The 20,200-nt window shown below is 69.4% G+C and carries 19 protein-coding genes; 9 read left to right on the plus strand and 10 right to left on the minus strand.

The window, feature by feature from the left end:
* Positions 1-84: 84 nt before the first annotated feature.
* Together ACX1D1_RS04280 and ACX1D1_RS04285 are read left to right on the plus strand one after the other, a co-directional pair.
* On the plus strand, positions 85-372 hold the full coding sequence (locus ACX1D1_RS04280) for a type II toxin-antitoxin system Phd/YefM family antitoxin (protein WP_226965871.1): 288 nt from the start codon (positions 85-87) through the stop codon (positions 370-372).
* Entirely contained in the window at positions 369-797 is a 429-nt protein-coding gene (locus tag ACX1D1_RS04285; RefSeq protein ID WP_187720431.1) for a type II toxin-antitoxin system VapC family toxin, read from the plus strand. Before ACX1D1_RS04280 ends, ACX1D1_RS04285 begins: the two co-directional genes overlap by 4 nt.
* Positions 798-825: 28 nt before the next feature.
* On the opposite strand, the gene ACX1D1_RS04290 is transcribed toward ACX1D1_RS04285, so the two are convergent.
* A complete protein-coding gene (locus ACX1D1_RS04290; RefSeq protein WP_459056078.1) occupies positions 826-2,256 on the minus strand; it encodes a helix-turn-helix domain-containing protein in 1,431 nt (476 codons plus the stop codon).
* Positions 2,257-2,388: 132 nt separating this feature from the next.
* Between ACX1D1_RS04290 and ACX1D1_RS04295 the strand changes: the two genes are divergently transcribed.
* The 5 genes from ACX1D1_RS04295 (at position 2,389) to ACX1D1_RS04315 (ending at position 8,374) form a co-directional block, all read left to right on the plus strand.
* Positions 2,389-4,206, plus strand: coding sequence for a phosphoenolpyruvate carboxykinase (GTP) (locus tag ACX1D1_RS04295; protein ID WP_459056079.1), 1,818 nt, complete (start codon positions 2,389-2,391; stop codon positions 4,204-4,206).
* A gap of 111 nt (positions 4,207-4,317) precedes the next feature.
* Positions 4,318-4,578: a type II toxin-antitoxin system Phd/YefM family antitoxin gene (locus tag ACX1D1_RS04300; protein WP_459056080.1), complete on the plus strand. Its 261-nt coding sequence runs from the start codon at positions 4,318-4,320 to the stop codon at positions 4,576-4,578.
* The gene (locus ACX1D1_RS04305; protein ID WP_345580393.1) at positions 4,575-4,970 is read left to right on the plus strand and encodes a type II toxin-antitoxin system VapC family toxin; all 396 of its coding nucleotides are present in this window, start codon (positions 4,575-4,577) and stop codon (positions 4,968-4,970) included. Before ACX1D1_RS04300 ends, ACX1D1_RS04305 begins: the two co-directional genes overlap by 4 nt.
* A gap of 118 nt (positions 4,971-5,088) precedes the next feature.
* Entirely contained in the window at positions 5,089-7,767 is a 2,679-nt protein-coding gene (locus tag ACX1D1_RS04310; RefSeq protein WP_459056081.1) for an MMPL family transporter, read from the plus strand.
* Positions 7,768-7,771: 4 nt separating this feature from the next.
* Complete coding sequence (locus ACX1D1_RS04315) at positions 7,772-8,374, plus strand: TetR/AcrR family transcriptional regulator (protein WP_459056082.1); 603 nt, start codon at positions 7,772-7,774, stop codon at positions 8,372-8,374.
* Positions 8,375-8,399: 25 nt separating this feature from the next.
* On the opposite strand, the gene ACX1D1_RS04320 is transcribed toward ACX1D1_RS04315, so the two are convergent.
* Positions 8,400-9,260: an exodeoxyribonuclease III gene (locus tag ACX1D1_RS04320; protein WP_459056083.1), complete on the minus strand. Its 861-nt coding sequence runs from the start codon at positions 9,258-9,260 to the stop codon at positions 8,400-8,402.
* 10 nt (positions 9,261-9,270) lie between these two features.
* On the minus strand, positions 9,271-9,720 hold the full coding sequence (locus ACX1D1_RS04325; RefSeq protein WP_459056084.1) for an HIT family protein: 450 nt from the start codon (positions 9,718-9,720) through the stop codon (positions 9,271-9,273).
* 131 nt (positions 9,721-9,851) lie between these two features.
* Between ACX1D1_RS04325 and ACX1D1_RS04330 the strand changes: the two genes are divergently transcribed.
* A complete protein-coding gene (locus ACX1D1_RS04330) occupies positions 9,852-10,127 on the plus strand; it encodes a hypothetical protein (protein WP_459056085.1) in 276 nt (91 codons plus the stop codon).
* Between the two features lie 314 nt (positions 10,128-10,441).
* Here ACX1D1_RS04330 and ACX1D1_RS04335 read toward each other — a convergent pair whose 3' ends face one another.
* From ACX1D1_RS04335 to ACX1D1_RS04365, 7 genes are all read right to left on the minus strand, one after another.
* Positions 10,442-11,794, minus strand: a complete 1,353-nt coding sequence (locus tag ACX1D1_RS04335; RefSeq protein WP_459056086.1) for a glycoside hydrolase family 32 protein — start codon at positions 11,792-11,794, stop codon at positions 10,442-10,444.
* A 28-nt stretch (positions 11,795-11,822) separates the two neighbouring features.
* Positions 11,823-13,409 (minus strand): extracellular solute-binding protein, encoded by a 1,587-nt coding sequence (locus ACX1D1_RS04340; RefSeq protein WP_459056087.1) that lies wholly within the window; start codon positions 13,407-13,409, stop codon positions 11,823-11,825.
* 29 nt (positions 13,410-13,438) lie between these two features.
* Complete coding sequence (locus ACX1D1_RS04345) at positions 13,439-14,380, minus strand: carbohydrate ABC transporter permease (RefSeq protein WP_459056088.1); 942 nt, start codon at positions 14,378-14,380, stop codon at positions 13,439-13,441.
* Positions 14,381-14,385: 5 nt separating this feature from the next.
* On the minus strand, positions 14,386-15,363 hold the full coding sequence (locus ACX1D1_RS04350; RefSeq protein ID WP_459056089.1) for an ABC transporter permease: 978 nt from the start codon (positions 15,361-15,363) through the stop codon (positions 14,386-14,388).
* On the minus strand, positions 15,360-16,385 hold the full coding sequence (locus ACX1D1_RS04355; RefSeq protein WP_459056090.1) for a LacI family DNA-binding transcriptional regulator: 1,026 nt from the start codon (positions 16,383-16,385) through the stop codon (positions 15,360-15,362). The genes ACX1D1_RS04350 and ACX1D1_RS04355 overlap by 4 nt, the downstream gene beginning before the upstream one ends.
* 303 nt (positions 16,386-16,688) lie before the next feature.
* The gene (locus tag ACX1D1_RS04360; RefSeq protein WP_459056091.1) at positions 16,689-17,582 is read right to left on the minus strand and encodes an alpha/beta hydrolase; all 894 of its coding nucleotides are present in this window, start codon (positions 17,580-17,582) and stop codon (positions 16,689-16,691) included.
* Positions 17,583-17,764: 182 nt separating this feature from the next.
* Complete coding sequence (locus tag ACX1D1_RS04365) at positions 17,765-18,220, minus strand: MarR family winged helix-turn-helix transcriptional regulator (RefSeq protein WP_459056092.1); 456 nt, start codon at positions 18,218-18,220, stop codon at positions 17,765-17,767.
* 102 nt (positions 18,221-18,322) lie between these two features.
* Between ACX1D1_RS04365 and ACX1D1_RS04370 the strand changes: the two genes are divergently transcribed.
* The gene (locus tag ACX1D1_RS04370; protein ID WP_459056093.1) at positions 18,323-20,197 is read left to right on the plus strand and encodes an ABC transporter ATP-binding protein; all 1,875 of its coding nucleotides are present in this window, start codon (positions 18,323-18,325) and stop codon (positions 20,195-20,197) included.
* Positions 20,198-20,200: the final 3 nt, after the last annotated feature.

Raw genomic sequence — 20,200 nt, forward strand, 5'->3', positions numbered from 1 at the left:
GCAGCGATGGAGGATCGCCGGCGAGGATGTTCGAGGCTAGGGACAAGGTCAGGACAAATATGTACAAAGATGTACAATTTCGTCATGTCGAGAATCAGCGTGAGCACTGCACGCCAGACCCTTCCGGAGCAGCTCGACCGTGTCGAGGCCGGCGAGGAGGTGTCGATCACCAGGCACGGCCGGGTGGTCGCCGTCCTGGTTCGTCCGGACGTGCTCAAAGCGCGCCGTGCGTCGAAGGTATGGGATGAGGCTGAGCGGATCGCGGGCCTCCTGGACTCGACCCGCAGCGAGCCGATGCAGCGCCCCGTCATCTCGCCCGAGCGGGCGGAGGAGCTCGTTGATGCGGTCCGTGACGCACGGTCCGGCCGATGACACTCCTCACTGCTTTCGACGCTGATGTGCTCATCTACGCGGCAGCCGATGGTCACCCTCTTGGGGTGCCTGTGGCCTCGTTGTTCGCCGTCGAAGGTGAGGGGCCCGTCGGCATCGGCTCAGTCCTGCTCCTGCCAGAGGTGCTGACCAAGCCACTGAGGGAAGACCCCGACTCCGCCGAGGTCAAGGCGCTGGCCGGCCTCCTCGGTCGGCTGGAGCTTCGCCCGGTGGACGAGGCGACGGCGCGACTCGCCGTCGCGCTGGCTGTCACCTACAGACTACGGGCGGCGGACGCGGTACATCTGGCCACTGCCGTCGCGTCAGGTGCTGACCGGTTCCTCACCAACAATCGCAGGGACTTTGCCACCACGATCGACGAGATCGACGTCGTGTACCCGGAGGATCTGGCCAACGCCCAGACGTGAGGTGCCGTCGGTGGGCCACGCCGACGGCTCAGTCGTGCGCGTGCGCCTCCAGGAACTCGTAGAGTTCGCGATCGTCCACACCCGGATAGGTCCCCTGCGGCAGGGGAGCGAACAGGTGGGTCCGCACCCTGGGCGACGCCCACCCCTGCCCCCTCCAGCGCTCCGAGAGCCCATCCTCCGGCCTGCGGCAGCACCGCGCGTCTGGGCACGTCGATACCTCGCGCTGCTGTGATTCGCGCCCCCGGAACCACTTCGACTCGGCATAGGGCACGCCCAGGGTGATGGAGAACTCCGTCGTTGCGCCGGTCCCGGTCTGCGTCGACTCGAAGAAGGTGCCGGCAGGCGTGTCCGTGTACTGGTAGTGCTCGCTGGTGCGGGTGGCACGCGCGAACGCCTTTCGCGCGCTCCAGTGGCGGCAGACCACCTCGCCCTCCGTCGAACCGGTCGCGTCCTGGGGCAGCGGAAGACCGTCGTTCTCATAGGCACCCACGACGGTGCCGTCGCCGTTGACCCGCAGGTAGTGAAGCGTGATCCCCAGGTAGTGGGTGGCCAGGTTGGTGAACCGCAGCGCCGCGCCCTCGTGGGTGACCCCGAAGGTGTCGCGGAAGTCCTCGATCGCGATGTTGCGCTCCCGCTTCGCGCGCTCCAGGAAGTCGACGGAGGCGGCGCGGGGCATCAGGCACGCCGCGGCGAAGTAGCTGGCCTCGAGGCGCTGGCGGAGGAAGTCGGCGTAGTCGGCCGGCGCCTCATGCTCGAGCACGGTGTTGGCCATGGCCTGCAGCGCCAGCGATCGCAGCCCGTGTCCGCCGGGGATGGAGGCCGGCGGGATGTAGATGCGGCCGTGCTCGAGGTCCACGACGGCGCGCGCCGAGTGGGGGAGGTCGTCGGTGTGCACGATGGTCAGCCCCACCCGCTTGGCCATCTCCGCGACCGTGCGGTGGGTCAGGGCGCCAGACGTGTGCCGCACTGCCTTGGTTGCCTGCTCCGCGATCAGCTCGATCTCAGGCAGGTGGTTGTTCCGCTCCCGCATCATCGTCCGGTGCTGGGTGTTGGCTCGCCGCGCCTCCTCAGGCGTTGAGATGGCCATCCGGGCGCGCCTGTCGAGTTCGCGGTGCAGGCCGACGATCGTCTTCAGCGTCGCGTCGGACATCGCCCGCGAAGGGCGCAGGAGGGGCAGGCCGAGCTCCCGGTACGCAGGGGAGGCCTGGGCCTTCTCGAGTTCGATCTCAAGCGCGGCCCGCGGCGACGGGGGCTCGGCGGCCAGCAGATCCGAGGCGGTCACGCTCAGGGCTGCTGCGATGGCCTCCAGCAGCGACAGGCGGGGTTCGCGGTGGCCGTTCTCCACCATGGACAGCTGGCTGGGAGCCGTCCCCGTGATCTCTCCCAGTTCTTCCAGCGTCAGGCCGGCCTTGGTGCGGAAATGCCGAATGCGCCGCCCCAGCGTGGAGAGATCTGCCATGCAGTTCACCATACGCGAAGAACTGCCGAAGTTCACAGCAATCTGACCAGTAGAACCCCGGGTCCCCGTCCGTATGGTGAAGCCACAAGCTCATCCCGCACCGAAGCGACACCCACAAGGTTGGAGAATCTCATGACCGCCACCGCCACGTTCACCCGCCACGCACCCGATAACGCCGACTCCCGCATCGTCGAGTGGGTGGATTCGATCGCCGAGCTGACCCAGCCGGAGCGCATCCTCTGGTGCGACGGCTCCGCCGAGGAGCGCCAGCGGATGCTCGACGAGTCCGTGGCGGCAGGCACCCTCATCAAGCTCAACCCCGCCAAGCGCCCCAACAGCTACCTGGCCCGCTCCAACCCGAGCGACGTGGCCCGGGTGGAGTCCCGGACCTTCATCTGCTCAGAGCGCGAGGATGACGCCGGGCCCACCAACAACTGGGCCCCGCCGTCGGAGATGCGCGAGACCTTGAGCGGCCTGTTCCGGGGGGCGATGCGTGGGCGCACCATGTACGTCGTCCCGTTCTCCATGGGGCCGGTGGGGAGCCCTCTCGCCCGCCTCGGGGTCCAGGTCACCGACTCGCCCTACGTCGTGATCAGCACCGGCATCATGACCCGGATGGGCGCCGCCGCGCTTGCGCAGATCGGCCCGCGCACGGAGTGGGTCCCGGCGGTGCACTCCGTCGGCGCGCCTCTGCTGCCCGGCGAGGAGGACGTGGTCTGGCCGTGCAACGAGACCAAGTACATCGTTCACTACCCGGAGAGCCGCGAGATCTGGTCCTTCGGCTCGGCCTACGGGGGCAACGCCATCCTCGCCAAGAAGGGGTTCGCGCTGCGTATCGCCTCGAAGATCGGCGAGGAGGAGGGGTGGTTGGCCGCCCACATGCTCCTGCTCAAGGCGACGAACCCCGAGGGCCGCACGTTCCATGTGGCCGCCGGGTTCCCCAGCGCCTGCGGCAAGACGAACTTCGCGATGCTGCGTCCCTCCATCCCCGGCTGGACGGTCGAGACCATCGGCGACGACATCGCCTGGATGGCGCAGGGCCCCGACGGCCGATTGCGGGCCATCAACCCTGAGGCCGGCTTCTTCGGGGTGGCTCCCGGCACCGGTCACTCCACCAACCCCACCGCGATCGCGACGATCGAGGGCGACACCGTCTTCACCAACGTCGCCCTCACCGACGACGGCGACGTCTGGTGGGAGGGCCTCACGGACGAGGCGCCGTCGCACCTGACCGACTGGCAGGGCCGCGACTGGACCCCCGACTCCGAAACCCCGGCGGCGCATCCCAACTCGCGCTTCACCGTCGCCGCCCACTTGTGCCCGTCGATCGCGGACACGTGGGATGACCCGGCGGGCGTGCCGATCGACGCCATCATCTTCGGCGGGCGACGCGCCACCAACGTCCCGCTCGTGGCGCAGGCCAGGGACTGGGAGCACGGCGTCTACATGGGTGCGACGCTCGCCTCGGAGCGCACCGCCGCCGCCGAGGGAACCCTCGGCGAGCTGCGCCGCGACCCTTTCGCGATGCTGCCCTTCTCCGGCACCCACATGGCGGACCACTGGCAGCACTGGCTGAACGTCGGCGAGAGGCTCGGCGAGACGGGCAACGCGCCGCAGATCTTCCAGGTCAACTGGTTCCGCCGGGGGGAGGACGGCCGCTTCCTGTGGCCCGGGTTCTCCGAGAACTCCCGCGCCCTCGCGTGGATCACCGAGCGCATCGAGGGGAAGACCTCGGCGATGGAGTCGCCGTACGGTCTGGTGCCTGTCCATGGAGCGATCGACTACCAGGCTGCGGGCGTGAGCGACGAGGACTGGGACGCGCTCTTCGCGATCGACGCCGCCGCCTTGAGCGCCGAGGCCGACGACACCGACGTCTTCCTCGCCCGCATGGGCACCAAGGTGCCATCGGCCGTGATGCGGCAGCACGAGGAGTTCCGCTCCCGGCTCTGACCCCGCGACCGGCGCGTGGTCAGGTCATCGGAACGCACGGGCGTCCCTCCGTGGAGGGGCGCCCGCTGCGCTGAACCGGGCGACTGTGGCGATAGTGCTACAGTTGCGCACATGTCGACCGTCGCCTCCCGGGACCTCCGCAACCACACCCGCTCGGTGCTGGACCGCGTCGCTGCTGGGGACGTCGTCACCGTGACGGTGAACGGGGAGCCGGTTGCCGAGATCCGGAGCCCCGCGAGGCGCAGGCCGGTCGCAATGAAGCGCTCCGACCTGATCGACCTGGTGCACGCCCAGCGGGTAGATGTCACCCTTGAGTCGGACCTCGGGTGGATCTCCGCGGGTTCCACGGAAGACCTCGGGCCCATCAGGTGAGCGCCGGTCTGCTGGACACCAGCGTGTGGATCGCTGGGGAAGTGGGTCGGCTACTCGACACCGCCGCGCTTCCCGATGAGGCGTACGTCTGCGTCGTGACGCTCGCCGAGCTTCAGGCGGGCGTGTTGGCGGCGCCCGACACGCGGACGCGCGTGGCCAGGCTGGCCACCGTCGAGAGACTCGCCGGCCTGGAGCCGCTGGCGGTGGACGGGGCGGTGGCCAGGCAGTGGGCGTCGCTGCGGGTGCAGCTGCACGAGGCCGGTCGATCAATGGGGATCAATGATCTGTGGATCGCGGCCGTGGCGCTGGCCAACGGACTGCCGGTGGTCACTCAGGACTCGGGGTTCGACGTGCTCGCTGAGCTGGGCGCTCTCGAGGTGATCCGCGTGTAGCTGTCAGCGGGCTCAGGGCACGCAGAACGGCACCCGAATGCTCAATGGGCAAATTTGCCTAATGGGCAATAAAGCACCTACTCTGGGGACGTCTCCGTCATCGACCGAAGGGCCCCGCATGTCCGCCTTCCTCTACCGCCTCGGCAGGACGGCGGCCACCCGGCCGTTGGCTTTCCTCGCGGCCTGGCTGCTCGTCATCGCTGCCGTGGTCGGCCTGCTCCTCACGCAGACCCCGTCCATCTCCTCGCGCCTCACCCTCGACGACGCCCCCGCGCAGCTGGTGCTGGACGAGGTCACCGCAGCGCTCCCCGAGGCGGGTGGCACGCAGGGAACCCTCGTCTTCTCCGCCGACGACGGCGGGCGCGTGGACAGCCCTGACCGCGCCGACGCGATCTCCCGATCGCTCGACGCGGCCGTCGGCACCGGCATCGTCCTTGACCGGGATGCCCGGCTGGAGGAGCAGCGCGCCGAGGTGGAGACCACCGTCCGCGCGACCGTCGAGGGCAAGGTGGCCGACGAGGTCCGTGCCCAGCTCGAGTCGTTGATCACCGCCCTCGAAGGGGCAGTCCCCAGCGGGGCACCCGCCGCGTCGCCGGCGCAACAGGAATCAATGGCGGCGCTCGGCGCGCGGCTGAACGAGGTCATGACGACCGCCCGCGCCCTCGTCGCCGCCCCTGACCAGCAGCTCATCGCCGAGTCCGGCGCGTTCTTCGCCGAGGTCGGGCAGCTGCGGGCCGAGCTGCAGGCCATGGGCGTCCCCGTCGACGGGTTCCCGGCTCCCGAGCCGGGCATGACCGACCCTGCCGCGGCCGTCGATGACGCGGCCATGGCCGCCACTGACGAGGCCCTTGGCCGCCTGGACGGACTCCTGGACGGCACGTCGCCGAGCGGAACCTCACTGGTGGCCTCCGACGGGGAGCGTCGGACGGTCGTCGTCTCGGACGACGGCACCGTCGCCATCGCCTCCATCCAGCTCACCGAGCAGATCTCCGATCTCCCCGACGGCAGCCTCGACGACCTGCTCTCCGCCGTCGACGGAGAGGTCGCAGGGGAGGGCCTCGCGGTGGCCGCGAGCAGCGCCCTTCAGCCGATGGAGCCACCCATCGGCGGGAGTGAGGCCATCGGCCTCGCCATCGCCGCCGTCGTGCTGCTGCTGACCCTCGGCTCGCTCACGCTGGCCGGCCTGCCCATCCTGCTCGCCCTCGTCGGCGTGTTCATCGGGGTGGGCGGCGCCTACGCGCTGTCCGCGAACTTCGAGATGACCACCTCCACGCCGGCGCTCGGGCTGATGCTGGGCCTGGCCGTGGGGATCGACTACGCCCTCTTCATCATCCACAAGCACAGCTCCCTGCGGGCCAGGCTCGGGCTCGACGCGGTCGAGGCCACCGCCCGCGCTGTCGCCACCGCCGGCGGCGCCGTCCTGTTCGCCGGGCTCACTGTCGTCATCGCGCTCCTCGGGCTGCTGACGCTCGGCATGGGGTTCGTCTCCACGATGGCGGTCACGGCAGCCGTCACCGTCATCCTGGCCATCGCCCTGTCGCTCACCGCGCTCCCGGCCCTGCTGGGGCTGCTCGGTCGCGGGCGTCGGGCACGCACCCAGCCGGTGCGCGCCCACCGCGGCCACGAGCACTCCCGGTTCGGCCGGATGGCCAAGCGCTGGGTCGAGGCCGTCACCGCGCGCCCGATCCTCACGATCGTGCTCATCGTCCTGGGCCTGGGCGCCCTGTCGCTGCCGGCCGCGCAGATGCAGCTCGGCATGCCGTCGGGGGCGGTGGCCGCGCCCGGCTCGGATCAGCGGGTCGCCTACGACTCCGTGACCCACGCCCTCGGGGAGGGGGCGAACGCGCCGCTCATCGTCGCGCTGACGCCCTCGGATGCGGCCGCTGTGGATCAGGACCGCCTGGAGGCCTGGCAGTCCGAACTTGCCACGCACGAGACGGCGGCCAACGTCCAGCTGATGGGGACCTCCGAGGACCGCTCGCTCGTGCTCTACACGGTCGTCCCGGACGCCGGACCCACCGATGAAAGCACGGCCACCCTGGTCACGGCGGTGCGCGCCGCCGAACTCGACGGGGTTGAGCGGATCGGCGTCACGGGTCTCACCGCCATCAACATCGACCTGTCCGAGTCGCTCGCAGAGGCCATTCCCGTCTACCTCTCCCTCGTGGCCGCGTTGTCGCTGATCGTGCTGCTCGTGGTGTTCCGGTCCGTGGTGGTGCCGCTGGCCGCCACCGCCGGCTTCCTCCTGTCCATCGGCGCCACCATGGGGCTCGTCGTGACGGCCTTCGGCAATCCCAGCTTCACCTGGCTCGTGGGGGTGGATCGGGCCGGTCCGGTACTGAGCTTCCTGCCGATCATGGCCACCGGCATCCTCTACGGCCTGGCGATGGACTACCAGGTGTTCCTCGGCACGTCGATCCGCGAGGCCTACGTGCACGGCGAGACCGCGCGGCTGGCCGTGGTGGACGGCTTCCATCACGCGAGCCGGGTCGTCGTCGCGGCGGCCATCATCATGGTCTCCGTCTTCGGTGGCTTCGTCCTCAGCGACGATTCCATGATCCGGCAGTTCGGCTTCGCGCTCGCCGTCGGCATCCTCATCGACGCCTTCGTCATCCGCATGGCGCTCATCCCGGCGGTGCTGCACCTGGCCGGGGACCACGCCTGGTGGCTGCCGGGGTGGCTGGACCGGATCCTTCCCGAGGTCGACGTCGAGGGCACGCGTCTCGAGGTGGCCGACGCGGTGGTAGAGGACGCCCCACGCGAGGAGGCGCCCGTCGGGGCCGGGGTGGGACACTGAACCCATGGCACCCGGACTACGCGACGCGAAGCGCACCGCCGTGGCGCAGCGGCTCGCCGCCACCGCCTTCGACCAGGTGCGCGAGCGCGGGTTCGGCGAGGTGACGGTGGACGACGTGGTGGCCGAGGCGGAGGTGTCGCGGCGGACGTTCTCCAACTACTATTCGTGCAAGGAGGCGGCGGTCGCGGCGGTGGTCGTGCACCGGGTGGAGGCGGCGCTGCGCGAGTGGCAGCCGCCCACCGCGGCCGATCCCCTCACGTTGGTCAGCGACCTGGTTGACCACCAGATCCGGGTGGGTGCCTTCGGGTCGCTGACCGAGGTCGCGGCGCTCGCTGTCGGGCATCCCCAGCTGGTGCCCTTCGTCCGGGAGGCTCAGTGGCAGCTCTGGGCGGCGGTGGGGGATAGGGTCCTCGACGTGCTGCCCGGGGCGGGCGACGACGACGTGGAGACGGTCCGGTTGGCCGTCGGCGCCCTGTTCGGGATTGTCAGCGCCAGCCTGATCGGCTCGGGCGACCGGTCGGGGGCCGGCAACCTCCGGGGAGCGGTGCACCGGGGGATCGCGCGGCTCGGGACCGGCCTCGGCCGGCCCGCAGCCTCGGAGGGATGAGCCCCGAACCGGCGCCGTCGTCGCGTCAGTCCTTCGATTGAGGCAGCCTCGTCCGGCCACCCCGTTTCGGGTTCGACGGCGGGGGCACGACGGGGCCGATGTCGCCGTCGGGGGCCTCATCGAGGTCGACGATGACCGGCGCGTGGTCGCTGGGCAGCTTGCCCTTCCGGGCAGCCCGGTCCACCCAGGCGGCCGTGACCCGGTCCGCCACCGGCTGCGACGCCAGCACCAGGTCGATCCGCATTCCCAGATCCTGGTGGAACATTCCGGCGCGGTAGTCCCAGTAGGAGAACACGCGTTCGCGCTCCGGCCAGCGGGCCCGCACGACGTCGACCAGCCCGAAGGCCTCCAGCCGCTGCCGCTCGGGTCCGGTCACGTGGGTGTGGCCGAGGTAGGCGGCGGGATCGAACACGTCGGCGTCTGCGGGCGCCACGTTCATGTCCCCGCACAGCGCCACGTTCGCGGGGCCCGCAGCCACTGCCGCCGCCAGCGCGTCGAACCAGTCGAGCTTGTAGGCGTAGTGGTCCGAGCCCACCTCGCGGCCGTTGGGCACGTACAGACTGTGGATGCGCACGCCGCCGCAGGTGGCGCTGATGGCCCGGGCCTCAGTGACGCCCCCGTACCGGGGCTGGCCGGGAAAGTTCCGCTCGACGACGGACAGCCCGACGCGGGACAGCAGCGCAACGCCGTTGAACCCGCCGTGCCCGTGGTGCGCGGCCTCGTAACCCAGCTCCGCGAGGGGGCCCGCCAAGAGCTCACCGAAGGCGGCGTCGGTGAGTTTGGTCTCCTGGAGGCAGACGACGTCCGGCTTGCGTTCCTCCAGCCAGGGCAGCAGTCGGGGCATCCTCTGCTTGGCGGAGTTGACGTTCCAGGTGGCGATCCTCACGCCCGCGAGGCTACCCGCCCGACGCCTCCGGAGGGGCCGCGAGGGCCTCGCGCAGCCGGGCGGCGTAGGCCGCCTGCTCGCCTTCGGTGTATCGGGTCCGGGGCCAGAAGAACCCGCGCAGGCCGTCACCCCTCGTCCGCGGCACCACGTGCACATGCAGGTGGGGGACGGACTGGCTGACCACCGTGTTGATGGCGGTGAAAGATCCCTGGACGCCGTACGCGGTCGTGACAGCGGCGGCGACCCGCTGGACGACGGCGAACAGGGGCGCTAGAAGCTCGGGAGGGAGGTCGGTGAAGGTGTCGACGTGCTCGACGGGGCAGACGAGGACGTGGCCCTTGAACACCGGCCGGTGGTCGAGGAACGCGATGACGTGACGGTCGCGGTAGACCACCTCAGCGGCCACCTCGCCCGCGACAATCCCGCACACCAGGTCCTCGGCGTCGAGATGCTTCTCCATGGCGCCATTCTGCCGCGGGAAGGTGAGTGAGACTGCCGGGAGGGCGCCGCGGCAAGAGGGAGGGTCTGCATCCTGCTATCCAGAGGGCGGCATCTGCGTATATGCACACTAACCGCGCTATGGATAGCAGGTTGCAGAGGCGAGGACCCGACGATGTCGCGTCGGCGATCGGGCGGTCCGGGGTGCCGGAGTTGGCGGGTGGACAGGTGTGGGACGCACTCCGCGCCGTCGTCGAATCGCCCGACAGCGCGTGGTGGAGTGACCCCTTCGATGCTGCCGGTCAGAGTCTCACAACCATCCTCGGCTCCCCGCGGCCCGTCGCCACGGCGCCGCGGGACGTGCTGCTTCAGTGGCGCAGGGCCGCCGCCGAGCAGGAGTCGCGGGGGAGGCCGACGTCGTGCATGTGAGTGTCGCGGGATGGCTGTGGACTGCGGGTGTCGCGGTGGAGGTGAGCGACGGTGTGGCCTCGGTGCTTGCCGGGTGGGACATCGACGCAGCCTGCCGCGACACCCCGGCTACTGGGTCGCGCGCCACTGGGGAATTCCCCGGGGCGCTACCTATCGCGGTTGGAACGAAGAACCTTGTCAAGCTGTTGAAGGAAGCCGTCGCTTGCTGGAGAGCTGGCACGGTGGGCCCGGCTGGGGGTCGTCCCGGATCAACCGGTTCATCCCAGTGCTTCCTCTCCACAGCTCAGAGGGGACGCGCTGCGGGCGGGCATCGTTCAGCTGACGAGCGCGACAACCGGCGAGGAGCTCACTCCAGCGAGCCCCGAGCTCGTCACCCTGACGGGGCCGACGTGGGGGAAGGTCTGCGAGGTCACCGCGACCCTCCCGCCGTCGAGGAACACCTCGATCAGCCCGTGGTCCTCGACGAGAAGTCCGGCCACCGGGCCAGGGGGCAGGGGGATAGGAGGCGTCACGTTGATCCCCGCGTGCACCCCGTGCGGGTCCGCCCCACTCCGGTCCACCTGCAGGTCGCCGTCCGGCAGGCGCCGCAGCACGAACCGGCTGATCGCGTCGTCCTCGCCGGTCTCCAGCGCGATCTCGCCCACGCCGAGGAACTCGAACTCCACCCTGTGCGTGCCCGACGGCATCACGGCGGGGAGCACCGGCGCATGCCGGAGCGCGGGGCCGCCGTCGGCGGGCACCAGCGTGAGCGTGTGGGGCAGTGTCATGGCCGACTGCCACGGGTGGGTGGGGGTGTCGTTGGCGTAGGCCCAGTTGCTCATCCAGCCCAGGACGGTGGGCTCGTCGGTGCCCTGGAATGAGACGGCTGCGTACATGTCGGGCCCGTGGTCGAACCAGCGCAGACCGTGCGCGTCCGGCGTGAAGGCGGCGCCGTCGAAATCCCCGACGGCGTACTGCATGCCCGACCCACCCGCGAAGCCGCCGGGGTTGGTGCTGAGCAGCAGCACCCACCGCGACACCCCTAGGCCCTCAACAGGCACCTCGATGAGATCAGGGCACTCCCACAGCAGCCCTGGCTCCCCGAGCGGGCCGACGCTGCTCTCGTGGGTCCAGTCGATGAGGTTGGGGGAGGAGAAGATCAGGACCTGCCGGTCCACCGCCTCGACCGTCACCATCACCCACCGGCCGGTGGGCTGGTGCCACGACACCTTGGGGTCGCGGAACTCGTTCGAGCCCCGGTCCAGCACCGGGTTGCCCGGGTACCGGGTCCAGGTGAGCCCGTCGTCGAGGCTGTAGGCCAGCGACTGCGCCTGCTGCCCCGCCCGCTCGGGGTGAGCGGCCGTATAGGAGCTGGTGAACAGGGCCACCAGCGGGCCCTCGGACCCGTCGCCCAGGCCGGACGTGTTGTCCCGGTCCCAGACGACGGATCCTGAGAAGGCCATCTCCCACTCGGTGGCGGGGATGGCCATCGGCAGTTCCTCCCACTCCAGGAGATCCGACGACACCGCGTGCCCCCAGCCGATGTTGCCCCACGTGCGGCCCTCCGGGTTGTTCTGGAAGAACAGGTGGTACAGGCCCTTGTGGCGGATGAGGCCGTTGGGGTCGTTCATCCAGGTGGAACGCGGGGTGAAATGGATCGCGGGGCGGTACTGGGGGGTGTGCTGCATCAGGGAACCTCGTGGAGTGGGTGGATGATCAGGCGCTCTTGTAGCGGTCGTAGGCGGCCTGGTAGACCTCCACCACCTTGGACAGGCCCATGGACTCGAGCTGAGCGACGTAGCCGTCCCACTCCGCGTCGATGTTGCCCTCGACGATGAACGTAGCGAACTGCCGGCCCACGTAGGTGTTGATCTCTGTCTGGGCGTCGGCGATCTGCTGCAGCTCCTCGTTGCTCAGCATGACCGGAGGGTAGGCGTCGTTGGCGCGGTGCGGCTCGTAGAACTCGCGGCACATGTCCTGACGCTCCTTGGCGCGGGGCTCGGGCGCCACCACGGTTTCGAAGTGCTCACGCGTGGTGATGCAGGGGCCACCAGGTGCCACCTTCTGACGACGCTCGCCCTCGGACTCGCCCTCCTTGGCCGGGATCTGCACCAGGATGCCGGAGGCGTCCTTCTGGAGCGTGACGCCGATCGGGCCCCAGCGGGTCTCGGCGGACATGACCGGGTCGTACAGGCGGTCGGCCCAGCGCATGGTGGCGGCCGGGTACTTGTTGGCGCTGGTGATGGCGAACGCACCGCGGTTGATCTCGGCGTAGTTGGACACCGAGGCACGCTGCTTGCCGTCGAATCCCTTGAGGACGCCGACGTGGGCGTAGTCGCCGGCGCGGTCCTCGCCCACGGCCTCCTTCATCTCCCACCAGATGAACGAGCCGAGGGTCATCGGATCAGCCTTGCCCTTGGCGAGGTAGGTCGGGTCGTCCTGCGAGAAGCTCTCCTGGTCGATGAGCCCCTCCTGGTACCACTCGCCGAGTCGCTTGACGGCGGTGCGCCACTCCTCGCGGGCGGCGGTGAAGATCACCTTGTCGTCCTGGATGATGCGGTGGTCGTTGTTGTCCGGGAGGCCGCCGATCGCCGCGATGAGATCCGCGACGTTGGCGCAGAAGGAGTCGACGCGGAACGACAGCGGGACCGCACCGCGGGCCTTGTACGCGCGGAGAGCTGCTTCGTACTCGTCGATGGTGGTGGGCACGGGCAGGCCGGCCTCGTCGAGCCACGTCTTGTTGACGAAGAGGAAGTTCGGGTAGGAGAGGATGCCCAGCTCCTCGACGGCGGGCAGGGTGTAGATGTGACCGTCGGAGGCGGTGATGGCGCCGCGGATGTCGGGGCGGGCGTCGAGGATGCCCTTGAGGATCGGCGCATGAGCGTCGATGAGCTCCTCAAGCGGGATGAGCGTGCCGTTGGAGCCGTTGGTCACCACGTCGCTGTCGGTCAGGCCGGTGTTGAACAGCGCGTCGGGCAGTTCGCCCGAGGCGAGCATGAGGTTCTTCTTCTCGGCATACACGTTGTCCGGGAGGTTGTCCCAGGTGATGTCGATGTTGGTGTCGCTCTTCCACCGCTGGACGAGTTCCATGGTCTCGTAGTCGGGGGACAGCGCGGACTTGGTACCGGAGAAGGTGATCGGCAGGGGCTTGTCCGTGATCGGCAAGCCTTCCTCGTTGAAGCCGAAGGCGTCGGACTCGTCGGCGGGGAGGCCGCCGCCGTCGGAGCCGTTGGAGCATGCGGCCACGAGGCCGGAAGCCGCGAGGGCTGCGATTCCGGTGAGGATGCTGCGTCGCTTGATCATCGTTGATGTTTCCTTTCGGGAGGGTGGGGTCACTTGAGGGCGCCGAGGGTGGCGCCCTTGACGAAGTACTTCTGGAGGAAGGGGAAGATGATGAGCAGCGGCACCGTGGAGACGACGATCATTCCGTACTTGATCAGTTCGCCCAGGCGCTGTGCCGCGGCATAGGAGTCGATGGAGCCGGTGTCGAGCGAGGCCGAGGCCTGCGACTCGACGAGCACGTTGCGTAGCACCAGCTGGAGCGGATACATCGTCTCGTCGTTGAGGTAGATCATTGCGTCGAAGTAGGAGTTCCAGTACGCCACGATGTGGGTCATCGCCATCAGCGCGATGAGTGGCTTGGTGAGGGGCAGGGCGATGCCGAAGAAGAACCGGAAGTCGTTGGCCCCGTCGATCTGGGCCGCCTCCCGCAGCTCCGGCGGCACGTTGGTCTCGAAGAAGGTCCGGGCGATGATGAGGTTCCAGACGCCGACGGCGCCGGGGAGGATCACGGCCCACATGGTGTCGAGCAGTCCGAGGTCGCGGACCACGAGGTACCGGGCGATGAGGCCGCCGTCGAAGAACATCGTGATGACGAACAGGATCATGAAGATGCTGCGGCCCGGCATGTCGCGGCGGGACAGGGCGTACCCCGTCGTCAGGGTGATGGAGACGCTGACCAGGGTGCCGACGGCGGTGTAGAGCAGCGAGTTGCCGAAGCCGCGCAGCATCGCGTCGTTGGCGAAGAGCGTCTCATAGCCCTCGAGGGTGAAGCCGTTGGGCAGCAGCCAAACCTTGCCCTGGGCGATGAGGTTGGGGTCGCTGACCGAGGCGATGAGGATGAAGTACAGCGGGTAGATGATCATCATCACGGCGATCACGAGGATGCCGATGCTGAGGATGTTGAACAGCGGGTCGGCCATGCGGGTGGCGAACCCATCTCGGGGCTTCGCCAGTGACGACGCCGGGGGCAGGGGTGCAGTGGTCGTGGTCATGTGGCTCACCAGAGAGAGGATTGGTTGGCCTTCTTGGCGACGAAGTTGAACGTCACGAGAAGGATGAGGTTGAGGACCGAGTTGAACAGCCCGATGGCGGCCGAGTAGCTGAACTGCGCCTGCTGGAGGCCCGCCTTGTACACGTAGGTGTTGATGATCTCGGAGGTCTCGAGGTTGAGCGGGGTCTGCATCAGGTAGACCTTCTCGAACCCGAGGTTGAAGATGTTGCCGATGGCCAGGACGAAGAGGATCGTCACCACGGGCAGGATTCCGGGGATGTCGATGTGCCAGATCCGGCGGAACTTGTTGGCGCCGTCCATCTTGGCGGCCTCGTGCAGGGAGGGGTCGATGGCGGTGAGTGCCGCGAGGTAGATGATCATCGAGAAGCCGGCGTTCTGCCAGACGTCCGAGCCGATGTAGAGGGGCCGGAACCAGTCCGGGTCTCCCATGAAGAAGACGGGCTCGGCGCCGGAGAGTTCGATGACGTTGTTGACGATGCCGGCGCCAGGGCTGAACAGCAGGAAGATCATGCCCACCACGACCACCACGGAGATGAACGACGGCGCGTAGAGGACGGTCTGCACCATCTTCTTGAACCGCGGCGAGGACAGCTGGTTGACGATCAAGGCCAGGACGATCGGCACCGGGAAGGCGACGAGCAGGCCGACGGTGTTGATGGTCAGGGTATTGACCAGGAGCTCCTCGAACTGGAACGAGTTGATGAACCGCTCGAAGTGCATGAGGCCCACCCATGGGCTGCCTGTGAACCCTGCGGCCGGGTTGTAGTTGCGGAACGCGATCTGCGCGCCGTACATCGGCCAGTACTTGAAGATGATCAGGTAGATGAGGCCAGGAGCAAGTAATACGTATAACCGCCACGAGCGAAGGATCGATGTGCGGCGCGAGACGCGTTTCCGCGGCGGCGGCGCCGCGGTTGCTGTGGCGGGCGGGATGGGGACCGGTGGGGCGGTGGTGGACGTCATGCGGGGACCTTTACGGGTGCGACGGATTCGCGGGACTGGAGCGAACATTCGACGGCGAGCCGCTTCGGGGCTGAGCTGCGGCTCAGTACCTCGGCGACCGCGAGGCGCCCCATCTCCACGAGCGGGAGCTGGAACGTCGTGAGGCGCGGGGAGAACATCGGGGTCAACAGTGACTGGTTGTCGAAGCCGACGATGCTGACGTCGTCGGGGATGGAGAGGCCGAGCTGGTAGGCGGCGTGGTAGGTGCCGAGCGCCGTGCGGTCGTTGCCGCAGAAGATGGCCGTGGGGCGGTCTGCCTGGCGCAGAAGCTCCGCGCCGAACGCGAGCCCGTCCTCATAGGCGCCGTTGCCGTGACGGATCTGGCGGGGGTCCAGTTCCAGCCCGGCGTCGGCCAGGGCGTCGGTGAACCCCTGGAGGCGGCCCGCGGCGGCGGGGAGGGGTGAGTGCTCGGGGGCGATGTTGATCATGGCGATGCGACGGTGGCCGGCGTCGAGGAGTGCCTGGGCGGCGGCGCGCCCACCGGCCACCTCGTCGGGGAAGATGCTGGTGACGGAGCCGTTCACGTCCTGCGCGTTGACGCAGACAGTGGGTGTCGCGGCCAGGGTGGTGGGTAGCTCGAAGCGGCGATGGTACATGGATGCGTAGATCACGCCGGCTACGCGGTAGGACTGCATCATGGAGATGGCTGCCTTCTCGAGGCGCGGATCACCGGTGGTGTCGACGGTGAGCAGCACGTGTCCCCGCCGCCAGGCCTCCTGCTGGGCGCCGAGGATCATTTCGCCGGCGAACGGGGTGGTGGCCACCTCGTCGCCGATGAGGCCGATCAATCGCGACTTGCCCTCGCGGAGGACCTTGGCGTGGACGTTGGTCCGGAAGCCGAGATCCTTGGCGGCGTCGAGGACGCGCTGGGCGGTGGCGGCGGAGACACGCCCGGACTGGGTCCCGTTGAGCACCATGGATACCGTGGCCTGCGACACGCCGGCGGCTGCGGCGACATCATTCATGGTGGGCTGGTTCTCCATCGAACACCTCCTCGGGGGTTATGCGTATAACGAAACAGTAGACGCACTCGGTTCGTGTGTCAACCCCTGGGTTCTGCCGAGTTGGTCCCCAGCCAATCAGCTCCCTGGGGGGCGGGGTCAAGGGGCCGGCGCGGCCGTTGTGCCTCTAGATCGCACTCTTGGCTCTGCAGTGGGTCGAGGGTCGATCTGGAGGAACGCAGGCCGCGGAACCCTCCGCCCGGTCCATGGCTCGGCTGCATTTGAGCGCGCTGATCTACCGTCTCGGATCGTTGGCCGGTCAGGTCCAAGGACGCCGGCATCCGCTCAGAGAAACTCCAGGATGGCCGCAACCGTTTCGGCCTGGGCCTCCTCGCGGGTGACCTCAGCAGTGCCGTCGCCGCTCTGCGGTCCGTAGTTCCCGAAGTGGGCGTGGACTCCGCCGTCGATCACGACGAACTCGGTGTCGGCGGGGAGGTTCGCCCTGCTCGCGTCGACGTCGGCGGGAGTGGCGAGGCCGTCGTTCCTCCCCGACACGCTGAGCACGGACAGGTCCGACCCGGAGAGGTCGCCGATGGGGAACGACCCGAGCAGGATCAGGCCCGCGGCGCCGTCGTCGAGGGCCTGCTGAGATCCCACGGCCCCGCCCAACGAGTGACCTGCCACCACCCACTCGGCGGCGTCCGGAAATGCGGCCTCGGCACGCGTGACCACCCCGGGCGCGAGGAAGGCGATCCCGAGCGGCGGCTTGGCGATGTAGACGGGGTGGCCGGCCTGCGCCAGGGGAGTGAGGAGGGGGATGTAGGCGCGCGGGTCCACCAGGGCGCCGGGGATGAACGCGACACCGGCGCCCTGCGGCTCCGCGTCGGCGGGGTCGAGGCGGATCGAGGTGGAGTCCGAGGTGAGCACCACTCCCGGTGGGTTCTCGATGCTCGCCGCGTCCTCGACATCGACGGGATACGGCGCCAGCCAGAAGGTCGCGGCGGCGAAGCCGGCGCCCAGCGCGGCGGCGGCCCAGCGCCGGATCGTCCGTGCGGTGCCTGGCTTCGGCGCGGGACCGCTGGCGCCCCACCAGAGCAGGCCGGCTCCGAGGGTCGCGGCGATGGCCAGCCACAGCAGGTAGGCCCAATGCCCGGCCACGACGGCGCCGCCGGCCTTCAGCACGCCGGCCACGACCGCCACCACAAGAGTCGCGCCCGGCAGTATTCGCGTCCACACCATTGCGCAACCGTAGCCGCGACCCTCGGCGCTGGGTGTGAAGCGTCCAGCCGCGGGGCAGCAGGCCCCAGTCCTGCTCACGGCCTGCGATCCGACCCTTCGAGACATCCCGCGATCGCTGCCCGATGCGGGATTCCTCAGGGGGCGATGGTGGGGTGGGTAGGGAGGTGCCCACTGGCAGCGACTTACCGCGGGAGATGCTCCCCATGAGTCCCAGCCAACAGGGTCAGGAGCGCGGCGAGCTGGTCCTGCTCGGCCGGCGACAGCACCGCGAAGTACTCCTCCGAGCGTTCCTTGCGCTGCGACATCACCGCGTCGTGGATCTCCAGGCCGTGCGAGGTGGGTGCGACGATGACCGCGCGGCGATCGCCCGGGTCCGGAGTGCGGTCGACGAGGCCCGCGGACTCCAACTGGTCCACCACCTCGGTGGCTGAGCGCGGCGCGATCCGCAGCCGCTCCGCCAGGTCCTTGAGGCGCAGGCCGCCGTCGGCACGCGCCAGCGTGTGCAGCGCGCGCCACTGGAACGGCGTGATCTCCCACGGCGAGAGCTGCTCGGCCCAGGAGCTCCGCAGCCCGCGGAAGGCTGCGTGAAACAGCGAGCCCAGGTCCTGCGGCTCGTGGTCCGGGTGCGAGGTGTCCATCCCGCCAGCCTACTGCAGAGTTGCCCTCCAGCCTCATAGTGAGGTAACCTCAGTAATGCGTGCGAACCACTCCACGCCTTTCTCGCAGGAGGTCGATGCCTCATGGCAGCACCCCACACTTCTCCCGGCGGCGGGTCCGAGGGCGGGCGCGGTCCGGCCCGGGTCAACCCGGCTGACAAGCGCCAGCTCGCCCAGCACCCCGTCGATCTGCGGCGCGTCGCCGCCCTCTTCGCCCCGCACAAGCTCACGATCCTCATGGTCGTGCTGCTGATCAGCGCGTCCTCGATCGTCGGCCTCGCGCAGCCCTTCCTCGTCCGAGGCATCATCGACGACGCCCTCCCCAACCAGGACCTCGGCCTGCTCGGCCTCCTCACCGGGGCGATGGTCGCAGTGGCGGCCGTCACGGCCATCATCGGCGTGATCCAGACCTGGCTCGCCACCCGGATGGGCCAGCAGGTGATGCACAGCCTGCGCACGTCGCTGTTCACCCACCTGCAGCGTCAGTCGCTGGGCTTCTTCACCCGCACCCGCGGCGGCGACGTCCAGTCCCGCCTCACCCACGACATCTCCGGCATGCAGTCCGTGGTGACCAGCACCGCCACGTCGGTGGCCTCCAACCTCACCACCGCCGTCGCCACCGCCGCCGCCATGGTGGCGCTCTCGCCTCGGCTGTCGCTGATCTCCCTGGTGGTCCTGCCGCCGGCGATCCTCCTGAGCCGCCGCGTCGCACTCCTGCGCCGCGACATCACCAGCCGGCGCCAGCGCGAGCTCGCCACCCTGCACACGCAGGTGGAGGAGGGGCTGTCCCTCTCCGGGATCCGGCTGGCCAAGACGCTCGGCACCACCGGCCGCAACGGGGAGCTGTTCACCGAGTCTTCTGACCGCCTCGTCGGCTTGGAGTTGCGCTCGCAGCTCGCCGGTCAGTGGCGGATGGCGACGATGGGCATCATCTTCGCGGCCATCCCGGCCGCCATCTACCTCGCCGCCGGCTTCCCCGCGGTCTCGGGCGGCATGACCATCGGCACGCTGGTGGCGTTCACCGCGCTGCAGACGAGCGTGTTCCGGCCCGTGATGGGCCTGCTCAATGTCGGGGTCCAGTGGGTCACCGCGACCGCTTTGTTCAGCCGGATCTTCGAATTCCTCGACCTCGTCCCCGAGGTCCAGCCGCCTGCCCGCCCCGTCCGCCTGGACCCCTCGGCGGTCCGCGGGGAGGTGCGCTTCGAGGGCGTCGCCTTCTCCTACGGCGACGGTGCCCCCGTGCTGCGAGGCATCGACCTGGCCATCCCCGCCGGCACCACCACCGCCGTCGTCGGGCCCACCGGGTCCGGGAAGTCGACGCTCGGCGCCCTCATCCCGCGCCTCCACGACCCCTCCGTCGGCCGGATCACCATCGATGGCGTTGATGTACGTGACATCGCGCCCGAGGACCTTGCGGGCATCGTCGGCGTGGTCAGCCAGGAGACCTACCTCGTGCACGCCACGGTCCGGGAGAACCTCCTCCTTGCTGACCCGGCTGCCGCTGAGGACCGCCTGTGGGAGGTGTTGGAGTCGGCGCGGATCTCGGCGCTCATCGCCGGCCTGCCCGACGGTTTGGACACCATGGTGGGCGCGCGCGGACACCGCTTCTCCGGCGGCGAGCAGCAGCGGCTGGCCATCGCCCGGACCATCCTGCGCAACCCCCGGGTCCTGGTGCTCGACGAGGCCACCAGCGCTCTGGACAACACCACCGAGGCCGAGGTCCAGCAGGCCCTCGACCGGCTGGCCGAGGGCCGCACCACCCTGACGATCGCGCACCGCCTCTCCACCGTCGAGCATGCGGAGCAGGTGGTGGTCCTCGAGGCCGGCCGGATCGCGGAGCGTGGCACCTACGCGGGGCTGCTCGCCGCGGGCGGTGCCCTCGCCAGGTTGGCCGCCCGCCAGCGGGCCGAGCAGATCAGCGTGGACGAGGCCGGCCGGGGGCTCGCCCACGCGGCGTGAGCG

The sequence above is a fragment of the Tessaracoccus luoxuelianae genome (assembly GCF_054483915.1).